Origin of the sequence: Iodobacter sp. (genome assembly GCF_025352645.1) — a bacterium.
Lineage (GTDB): Bacteria > Pseudomonadota > Gammaproteobacteria > Burkholderiales > Chitinibacteraceae > Iodobacter.
In genome coordinates this window covers 1-10646 of the sequence record NZ_JANXSO010000068.1, presented here as the reverse complement: position 1 = coordinate 10646, position 10646 = coordinate 1, and the positions used below count along the sequence as shown (strand labels likewise).

At 49.2% G+C, this 10646-nt stretch carries 7 protein-coding genes; 5 read left to right on the top strand and 2 right to left on the bottom strand.

Annotation, left to right across the window (positions count from 1 at the left end):
* Together Q0R17_RS08110 and Q0R17_RS08105 are read right to left on the bottom strand one after the other, a co-directional pair.
* On the bottom strand, positions 1–687 hold a 687-nt coding region (locus Q0R17_RS08110), incomplete at its 3' end, for a type VI secretion system Vgr family protein (protein WP_293933818.1).
* A gap of 208 nt (positions 688–895) precedes the next feature.
* Positions 896–1738, bottom strand: coding sequence for a PhzF family phenazine biosynthesis protein (locus Q0R17_RS08105; protein ID WP_293933815.1), 843 nt, complete (start codon positions 1736–1738; stop codon positions 896–898).
* 406 nt (positions 1739–2144) lie between these two features.
* Here Q0R17_RS08105 and ppc point away from each other — a divergent pair, with 406 nt between their 5' ends.
* The 5 genes from ppc to Q0R17_RS08080 all read left to right on the top strand — a co-directional run.
* Entirely contained in the window at positions 2145–4904 is a 2760-nt protein-coding gene (gene ppc / locus Q0R17_RS08100) for a phosphoenolpyruvate carboxylase (protein WP_293933813.1), read from the top strand.
* 227 nt (positions 4905–5131) lie between these two features.
* Positions 5132–6280 carry an IS4 family transposase gene (locus Q0R17_RS08095; RefSeq protein ID WP_293933811.1) on the top strand — a complete coding sequence of 383 codons (1149 nt, stop codon included), beginning with the start codon at positions 5132–5134 and terminating at the stop codon, positions 6278–6280.
* A gap of 461 nt (positions 6281–6741) precedes the next feature.
* The gene (locus Q0R17_RS08090) at positions 6742–7926 is read left to right on the top strand and encodes an acetate/propionate family kinase (RefSeq protein ID WP_293933809.1); all 1185 of its coding nucleotides are present in this window, start codon (positions 6742–6744) and stop codon (positions 7924–7926) included.
* A 72-nt stretch (positions 7927–7998) separates the two neighbouring features.
* Positions 7999–8781: an enoyl-ACP reductase FabI gene (fabI, locus tag Q0R17_RS08085; protein WP_293933807.1), complete on the top strand. Its 783-nt coding sequence runs from the start codon at positions 7999–8001 to the stop codon at positions 8779–8781.
* A gap of 332 nt (positions 8782–9113) precedes the next feature.
* A partial coding sequence (locus Q0R17_RS08080; RefSeq protein ID WP_293933804.1) for a type VI secretion system Vgr family protein occupies positions 9114–10646 on the top strand: 1533 nt, incomplete at its 3' end.

The following is a 10646-nucleotide window of genomic DNA, read 5'->3' as shown; positions in this document are numbered from 1 at the left end:
AGTGGCGTCAGCGCGATGAAAGCGCACCTGTGGTTCGGCGGCCTCCGGCAGGGCATAGGCGTCATCAAACACAATCAGCTGCACCTGCGGCGAATCACCCGGCAAATGCATAAAGCGCCAAGCCAAGCCTTCCTCGTGCATTAGGCGCGTTAAGAAATCAAAATCAGATTCACGGTATTGCAGGCAATAAGAGCGCGGCAGGTGCGTGCCGGTGAGTTTAAAATCCAGCGTTTGCACGGCAGCAAACACGGGGTTTATCGCCTGATGTTCGGCCAGCACCTGTTTAATGATGTCTGGAACGCTTAAATCCTGAAAAATGCGTGAAGTGCGGCGATAGCGTAGCAGGGCAAACGGTGGCTCTATGGTTAAAGCATATTTAGCAAAGCCACCGTCAGAACCTAATAGCTGGGCTTGGGAGATAACACCGCAGCGCTCAATCTCTGTGCCACTGGCATCCGCCACGGATAAAACAATGGGCAGGCCCAGTAAGGATTTAAGCTCTAAAGCACCGTCGGGTGACAGGCAATTTATCTGGTAGCGGTAAGCTTGATTAATCCCTTCGCGGCCCTCCACTTGTTGTGGCAGCAGCTGCTCACCCCATACCCCGCCATCGCCAAGTTGAAGTGTAATAAGGCGATTGTCTTGATTAAAGGCAGCGGCGAAGGAGGCAAGTAGATCGAAGGTCATGTTAAACCAAAGACTTATAGTAATAATTGCATATTACACGAAGCTGTATGCTCCCTACGATAGGATTTCGATAGTTATACGGTGTAATTATAAACGAAATTAGTTTTTGTAAGGTGTACCGCTTATTTGGGGCTTTTAAAGCTGGCCACTAAATGTGGACAGCCTTGTGACCTATATTTAATGGCCTTTTGCCTTACCCCCCCATGCATCACAGCTCAATCACTCCGCCGCCTACACGGTGTGCGTTGCCGCCTACGCGGATGACGCGGTTTTCGTCGACTTCTACCAAGATCACGCTGAGGCGGGATACTAGTCTGTGGATGGTGTGGCCTTGCTCGATGCGTAGCGAGAAGGGGGCACTTTGGCCGGAGGCTAAGAGCCAGCCTGCGATATTGGCGGCGCCGGTGCCGGAGCCAAAATCCTCATAAACGGTGAAAGCATCACAGGAGAAAAAGCGTAGCGTGATTTGGTTGTCGTCTCGGCACCATACGGCGGCTTGCGGCAGGTTTTTGCTGGATTCGGCCAGCTTGGCTAAGCCTTGTGGCTGTGGGTTGGCTTGTAAGACGGATTGCTGCGATTTAACTTGCACAATCAGCTGCTCTAAGCCGCAATCCACAAATAATGGCCTGCCAACAATATCTTTGGGATTAAGCGCCAGTGCTTCGGCGATTTCTAATACGCTGTGGATGGATTGCCTTGTATGCGGCGTGCTCATTTGGCTCCACCAGCGATCCGCTTGGCGTAGTAGCCATGCTTCTCCTAAATGCGTTTTAAATACTTGCGCGGCTAGGCCTATTTCATTGGGGTGGGTGGCTTCGGCGGTGGAAAGTAAGGCTTGGCAAGAGAAGGGCAGCGCGTATTGGGGGGAGTGAACGTGGACTAGGGTATCGTCATCGCTGATAAAGGCGGTTTCAGCCACGGCCATTTGATAGGCAAGCGTTTGCCTAGTTTGTTCATCAGGCATTTCGGCGGTGGTAAAGACCACCACTGGGTTTCCACCTAAGCGGCGTTCTGCAAACATATTAATAAGGTGGAAGGGGTAAGACGTCATTGTTTTAGACCTTGGTGAGTGGTGCATGTTTGTTTTAAGTTTAATTTAAACTTTCTTAAGTCTTTCTTTTTTATTTTATGTGCTTACTCTTTTGTTTGCATTGTTAGGTAAAATGCTGACTATTGGCAAATAATTGCAATGGGTGTAAATGTTTACACTTTGGTTTTTATGGATTATTTAAGTGGGTATTGAATAGATATCTGCAAATAATCTTCATAAAAGCCACACTTTGCTTACATTTTTTATTTACCCTTTTTACATATATCCTTATAGATCAAACATCTATTTGAAATGTAGTCTGTGCATTTGTATTACATATTTATTTATAAATATCTATCCGTGAAAACCACAGCTTCTTGTTAGAATGAATCGTGTTTGCCCGATTCAATCAATGAACTGGATTGCTATGCCCGTACTCGAAACGATTGCCGATAAAGACCTTCCCCTCAAACGGGATCTTGAATTACTCGCCGAACTTCTCGCTGCAACCATAAGGGAGCAAGCTGGTGTTGCTACTGCTGAGCAGATTGAGTCCATCCGTGCGCTCGCTCTGTCTTATGTGCAAGAGAGCAATCCAGAGGCGGGTATTACCTTAGCCAAATCGCTGGCTGATTTAGACCCCGCTTCCACCGTGGCCTTGGTGCGTGGTTTTGGTTATTTCTCTCATCTATCTAATATAGCAGAGGACTTACACCATAACCGTCGCCGCCGCGCGCACAAGATTGCAGGTTCTGCACCCCAACGCGGCAGTATTGCGGCGGCGATTAATAGCCTGACTGCAAGAGGCGTTAAGGCTACCGACATTATTAGCATGCTGGGTGAAAGCTTAATCGCTCCTGTGCTCACCGCCCACCCTACTGAAGTCAAGCGCAAAACCGTGCTGGATTCGCATCGTGCCGTGGCCGAGCTGCTGGCCGAGCGTGATCGCTTTGCGATGACCCCAGAAGAGCTCGCGGATAATCAAGCCGCTTTAGAGCGGGTGTTGTTGGCGATGTGGCAAACACGGGAAATTCGTACTTTTAAACTGACCGTGCAAGATGAGATTGAAAACGGTGCGGCTTATTTCCGCAATACCTTCTTACACGAACTACCGCGCCTTTATTTAGATTTAGAAGACAAGCTGGCGGCACTCTGCCAGCTGCCTGTCGCGCTGCCTAATTTTGTTCAAGTGGGTAGCTGGATTGGTGGTGATAGAGACGGTAATCCTTTTGTAACCGGAGACGTGCTGCGCTATGCGGTATCCCGTCAGGCGGGGATTGCGCTAGATCATTACTACCAGCAGTGCATGAAGCTAGAAAATGAATTGCCTATGTCGACCCGCATTGTGGCGGTAGATGCAGAGCTGCAAAAGCTAGCCAATTTGGCCACAGATGAGAAAGATCGTAAATCAGAAGAGCCTTATCGCTTGGCGGTGTCGGCCGTGCGGGCCAGAATCTTTGCTACGGCAGTAAAAATCGGTACTTTCCATCATCAGCTGCACGATGTGGCGAATGCGGCTGAGTATCAAAATGCTGAAGAATTACTGAGTGACTTAGCCACGATTGCCGCTTCACTTAAAGCGCATGGTGCGGCACTCTTGGCGGGCGGGCGCTTACGCCGCTTACAGCGTGCGGTATCGGTGTTTGGCTTTTATTTAGCCCCACTGGATATGCGCCAGTTTTCTGGTACGCATGAAAAAGTGATGTCTGAGCTATTTGCCCACGCAGGTTTAGAAGAATATATGCGTTTGGATGAGGCATCGCGCCGTGTGGTACTGCTGCGCGAGCTATCCAGTGCACGGCCTTTGGCCTCTGCGTACGTTGAATACAGCGAAGATGTGCAAAAAGAGCTGGATATTTATCGTGCCGCAGCTGAAATGCAAGCACGCTATGGTGCATCGGTACTGCCCAATTACATTATCTCTAACTGCGATTCAGTTTCGGATATGTTGGAAGTGGCGGTGCTGATGAAGGAAGTAGGCTTGGTGCAATTAGCGCCTAAGCTAGTTTCTAAAATTAATATTATTCCTCTGTTTGAAACTATTCCTGATTTGCGCAGTGCTGGCAAAATCATGACCGAGCTATTTAATATTCCGCAGTGGCGCAAGCTTTTATCCTGTCGGGATAATGTGCAAGAAGTGATGCTGGGCTATTCGGATTCAAATAAAGACGGTGGTTATCTTACTTCTAATTGGGAGCTCTATAAGGCTGAGCTGACTTTAGTTGAAGTCTTTAAAGCGGCCAACTTTAAGATGCGCCTGTTCCATGGGCGTGGCGGTACGGTTGGCCGTGGTGGTGGCCCTGCTTTTGATGCGATCTTGGCCCAGCCTGCAGGCTCGGTAAATGGCCAGATTAGGATTACCGAACAGGGTGAAGTGATTACAGCAAAGTATGCCGACCGCGAAGTAGGCCGTCGTAATTTAGAAATCTTGATTTCGGCAACCCTAGAAGCCAGCTTTCCAGAAGAGTCACCACCATTAAATGATATGCTGGAACGACGTCAGCTGATGGAAAAACTCAGCTTGATTGCTTATCAGGCTTATCGTGATTTGGTTTACGCCACGCCTGATTTTATTACCTACTTCCGTGAAGCCACGCCGATTAATGAGATTCCTAATCTTAATATCGGCTCACGGCCCGCTGCGCGTAAAAGCACCAATAGCATTGGCGATTTACGGGCGATTCCTTGGGTGTTTTCTTGGAGTCAGTGCCGCTTGATGCTACCGGGCTGGTATGGTTTTGGTACGGCAATTAGCGATTATCTAAAAGAAGCGGGGGATGAGGGCTTGGCGCTGTTGCAACAGTTATATCGTGATTGGCCATTTTTCAACTCCACTATCTCGAATATGGATATGGTGTTGGCAAAATCCGATATTGCCATTGCCGCACGCTATGCAGAATTAGTGCAGGATAAAGAGCTGGCACAGCGTATTTTTGGCCGGATCAAGGCAGAATGGCAGCGCAGCGTAGATGCCGTGCAAGCTATTTCTAAGCATGGCGAATTACTGGCAGATAACCCAAAGCTGGCGCGTAGTTTGGATAATCGCTTGCCTTATCTTGATCCGCTTAATCACTTGCAAGTCGAGCTATTAAAGCGCTTGCGTAGTGGCGAGGCCAGTGAAGAAGTGCAGCACGCGGTGCATTTAACCATTAATGGTATTGCGGCAGGCTTGCGTAATAGCGGTTAATTTTAAAGCATTGTAGGGGCGGGTGTTCTACGTGTTATGGGCTTAATTTGGTCTCTGTAGGGCACAGCATGCTGTGCCCTTTGTGCATCAAATAATTTATTGTAGGGCGGGTGAAACCCGCGAGCGATGTTGAAAAAACGCGGGTTGCACCCCATGTGCGCTAACCAAAATGTATGTAAGTGATGTAAGCTAAATCTTTCACGCTCAATAACGGTCATAAATTAAGTATGCAAATAACAACTCAGCAGTTGCTCGACGATGATTGGGCTACCGTTTTAGCGCTCTTACCTGAAGGCTGGCAGGAGCAAGCCAAAGCTTTGGGTGCCTTAAAATTTGGCCGTAAAATTAAAAACGCTGAGCAGTTATTGCGCATTCTATTGCAGCACTTTTGTAACCAAGATTCAATGCGAACCACTGTCGTAAAAGGGGCTGACATCGTTGAGATCTCTGATGTGGCCCTACTCAAGCGGATCAACAAATCTGGCGAATGGTTGCGTTGGATGACCGAGCAGCTTATCACCCAAGCTCCTGCGCCCATTTTGGCGAGCAGTGCTCTGACTGGACGACGCCTCTTGGCGATCGATGGCAGTGTGGTCAGCGAGCCGAGAGCGGTAAATGCCACTTGGCGACTCCATTATGCTTTTGATATTCGCACGCTTTCTTGTTATGAAATGACGCTTACTTCGTCAAAAATCGGCGAATCACTCACCTTGTTTCAAGTCCAGCAAGGGGATGTGGTGCTTTGTGATCGAGGATTTACTAACCGACGTGGTATCAATCATATTTTGGATCAGGGCGGCGATGTGCTGGCCCGTATGAATTTAAACAACCTCCCTTTGCATGATGCCATTGGCGATAAAGTCCAGTTATTGCCCCTATTACGGACCTTATCTGAAGGGCAATGCGGTGAATGGTCGGCGGTGTTGACAGGAAGTACACAACCCGTACCCGTACGAATGTGTGCCTACCGTAAAACAGGGCAGCAACAGGCAAAAAGTGAGCAACGCTTAAAGAAAGAAACCAGTAAAAGAGCACGAGTCGCAGCGGTTAAGCCTGAGACCTTAGAAATGGCCGCTTATGTTGTGGTGGTCACGACGTTAAAAGAATTAGATGCCGATGGTGTTTTAGCGCTCTATCGACATCGCTGGCAAGTTGAGCTGGCGTTTAAACGGTTGAAATCATTGTTGGGATTTGGTCATTTAAAAAAGAAAGATCCAGAAGGCGCAAAAGCATGGCTACAAGGCAAGCTTTTAGTGGCATGTTTGATTGAACAGCTCATCGCTCTAGGGGAGCATTTTTCCCCTGAAACAGGGGAAATCCCAACAAACAAGCCAGCGGGAGCGCTGCTATTGGAGAGAAATGGCTTTAGTACTTGAATTACTAAAACGAGCGATTAATCACACTGCATCACTTCTTTCAAGCTTGAGAGACTGGGGGAAAAAGAGTGAGTCTTTACGAGAGCCCCCAAGGAAAAAACGTATCTCCCAAGCTAAATTACGACGGCGTAGCCAGTTTGGTTAGCGCACATGGGGTGAAACCCGCGAGCAATGTTGAATAAATACACGGGTTTCACCCACCCTGCGATATTTATAATGAGATTGAGCAAGAGGCATAATCAGAAAGCCCCATGTGCTAAGCCAAAAATGATGCGATGGGACAGTGAGTTAAATCTTAAACCACAGAGACCACAGAGAAAGCCCTGTTTTGAGCCTGTGTACTCAAGGCTTACAGTACTTCACGCACAGCGCTACGCAGCTTGAGTTAGCGCACATGCGGTTTCACCCGCCATAAGCCATCCTTTACAAAATAAAGATCGCCCCAACACAGGGATTAAACAATGACGAAAGCAATTTTGGTTTTAAATGCTGGCTCATCCAGCCTGAAATTCTCTGTGTTTGAATACGATGCCGCGAGCGATCTGCACCTGATGGCCAAAGGCCAAGTAGAAGGGATTGGCAGTGCGCCACACTTTTTTGCAAAAGACCATCACGGCCAAGTACTAGTAGACGAGCACTGGCAAGATGGTGAAAGTATCGATCATGCGCATTGCCTACTCGCCATTGCCACTCTGCTGCGCACCCATTACCTAGGGATTAAGCTGCTTGGCGTTGGGCATAGAGTTGTGCATGGCGGCGTACACTACGCCGCCCCCATTTTACTTACCCCTGGCATTATCAATGCGCTGGATGCCCTGAGCCCACTTGCTCCGCTGCACCAGCCGCATAATTTGGCCGCCATTCGGGCCGTGGCTAAAGCCATGCCAGAAATGCCGCAAATTGCCTGTTTTGATACGGCATTTCATCGCAGCCAAAGCGAGCTAAATCAGCTATTTGGCCTGCCTTATAGCTGCTTTGAACGCGGCATCCGCCGCTATGGTTTTCATGGCCTATCTTACGAATACGTTTCATCGGTGCTACAGCAACAAGAGCCAGAGGTTGCCGCTGGCAAAGTAGTGATCGCCCATTTAGGCAATGGAGCCAGCATGTGCGCCATCCACAATGGCCAAAGCATAGCCAGCAGCATGGGCTTTACCGCACTCGATGGCCTGATGATGGGAACACGAGCAGGCCGCCTTGATGCGGGCGTGGTGCTCTATCTGCAGCAGCAAGAGCAACTTGATGTGCATCAAGTGGAAGAGCTGCTCTATAAACGCTCTGGCCTATTGGGGCTATCCGGTATCAGCAGCGATATGCGGGTTTTGCTCGCTAGCCAAGAGCCACACGCTCAGCTTGCCATTGATTATTTTGTCCACCGCATCAGCAGCGAGCTAGGCTCGCTAGCCGCCAGCATGGGCGGTTTAGATGCCTTGGTATTCACTGCAGGCATCGGCGAAAACAGCGCCATTATTCGTCAAAAAGTATGCGAGCAAGCCCAATGGCTGGGCGTTGAACTAGACCCGCAAGCCAATGAAGCAGGCGAGCAATGCATTAGTAGCATCAATAGCTCAACTTCGGTATGGATGATCCCAAGCAATGAAGAGCTGATGATCGCAAGGCATACTCGCAAGCAGCTCGGGCTGTAATGTCCCTATCGCACGATAGCCGCGTGGGTAAGATAAAACACTTTGCCTACCCTAAAATTGAAAGGAAGTCCCATGACCCAGCCTGCCGCATACGAATCCTTAGCCGGTAAAAAAGGCATTATTATTGGCATTGCCAATCAGCACTCCATCGCCTACGGCTGCGCAAAAGCATTTAAGCAGCGTGGTGCCGAGCTGGCAATTACCTATATCAACGAAAAAGGCCGCCCCTTTGTCGAGCCTTTAGCCAATGAGCTAGAAGCCTCGCTATTTATGCCACTCGACGTGCTGCAAGCGGGACAAATGGAAGCGGTATTTGATGAAATCCGCCAAAAATGGGGACGTTTAGACTTTGCCATCCACTCCATTGCCTTTGCCCCTAAAGATGCCCTGCATGGCCGCGTAGTGGATGTCACCGAAGAAGACTTTCATACCGCGATGAGCGTCTCCTGCTACTCCTTTATCGAAATGGCCCGCCTTGCCGAGCCGCTGATGGATAAGGGCGGCACGCTGTTTGCCATGAGCTATTACGGCGCAGAAAAAGTCATCAAAAATTACAATATCATGGGGCCCGTTAAGGCCGCGCTAGAATCAGTCTGCCGCTACACCGCGGCGGAGCTTGGGCCTAAGGGCATTCGTGTGCACGCTATCTCCCCCGGCCCACTCAAAACTCGCGCCGCCTCTGGCATTGCAGAATTCGACGAGCTATTGGATAAAGCCGCCGCCGAAGCCCCTAGCCGCTCATTAGTGAGTATCGAAGACGTGGGTGCAGCCTGCGCAGGCCTCGCATCCGACAGCGCCAAGTTGATTACCGGCGGCACAATTTATATTGATGGCGGCTTTCATATTATGGGTTGATTAAATTTGGCCTGTTCCACGTGAAACGGCTTTGCTATCGCATCGGGGAAAGCATGCTTTTTAAGCCCATAATTTTATTAGAGTAATGGAATGAGTCAAACATTATCTAGGAAGAATGCGGCCCGCGAGGCCGCATTCTTATTGCCTTAAGAAATAGTAATTAGAATATTTTTAGCCACCAGCACTGAATTGATTCGCATACCAATAAGGCAGATTACTTACATACCAAATAGAGATTTACGGGTAGTTGTGCAGTAATTACAAAACACATTAAACAGCATGACAAAAGCTTCGTGTAATATACAAGCCTTCTTGTAAGCCCTTGGTTTAACATGACCTTCGATCTGCTCGCTTCGTTTGCCGCTGCTTTTAATCAGGAAAATCGCCTTATTACCCTTCAGCTTGGCGATGGTGCAGCGTGGGGTGAACAATTGTTACCCCAGCGCGTTACAGGCAGTGAAGGCATCAACCAAGCTTATTGCTATCAGCTTGAATGCCTGTCTCCCGATAGCCACTTAGAGCTTAAATCTTTACTTGGCTTGCCCGTGGTTCTGAGCGTTATCGATGCAAACGGTGCAGCAATAGAGCGCTGTGGTATTGTTTCTAAGGCAGAATTATTAGGCTCTGATGGCGGTTTTGCTAAATATGCATTGACCATTGAGCCGCCTTTTTCTTTATTACGCTACCGCCGCACCTCCCGCGTGTTTCAGGACTTAAGCGTAGCCCAGATTATTAAGCAGGTTTTAGCGGAGCATCAGGCACTTAATCCCGTGTTTGCCAGCGTGCAAACGCTGGAGCTTCAGTTATCAGGCACACATCCCCCACGCTCCTACTGCCTGCAATACCGAGAATCTGATTTTGATTTTTTGCTGCGCCTCATTCATGAGGAAGGCATTTCATGGCGCTTTAAGCACTTAGCCGGAGATAGCCCGCAAGTTCAGCTCATTTTGTTTGATGACGTTTACGCCTTGCCGGAAACGGCAGATTCTGCCGTGCGCTTTCATCGATCTGACGCAACGGAAGAGAGTGATACACTGACCCGCTGGCATACCCAACGCCAAATAGGCAGTAGCAGCGTGTCCTTAGCGAGCTTTGATTACAAAGCCACTAGCACACAGCACAGTTTTAATGAAAGCAGTATCGACCAAGGAGAAGGTGGCCAGCAAATTCAAGCCAGCTTAGAAAATTATGAGCCACAAACGCTTTATTACGCGGCAGATACTGAGCAGCTCAGCCATTACGCTCACCTGCGCCAGCAAGCCTTAGACTCACAAAAGAAGTCTTTTTCTGGCTCTGGCACATTGCGCGGCCTGCAAGCGGGTGAGTGGTTCCGCTTAGAAGATCACCCAGCCCACGAATGGGACAGCGCAGAGCAGCGGGAATTCGCCGTAACCGAGTTGAAATTTACTGCAAATAATAATTTGCCCGCTGATCTTAGCCAGCACTTACTCATGATTGCCCCCAGTTTACTTGCTAGCTCTGGCGAGAATGCCGCCCCGTATCATGCCGACTTTACCGCCCAAAGACGCGGCCAACCGCTTACACCTGCCTTTGCTCATCAAGAACTCAGCAAGCCTAAAAGCCGTGGCTTACAAACAGCCACCGTGGTCGGCCCCGCTGGCTCAGAGGTATATACCGATGAGCAAGGCCGAATAAAAATCCAGATGCACTGGCAACGCGCTCAGGAACATCCAGAATTTGGCGCAAATATGGATGACAAATCATCCTGCTGGATTCGTGTTGCCTACCCTTCAGCCGGTGCGGGCTGGGGCCATCAATTTATCCCGCGCATCGGGCAAGAAGTAACAATAAGCTTCCTAGAGAGCGATATCGATCGCCCCATCGTGACTGGCGTGATTTACAAC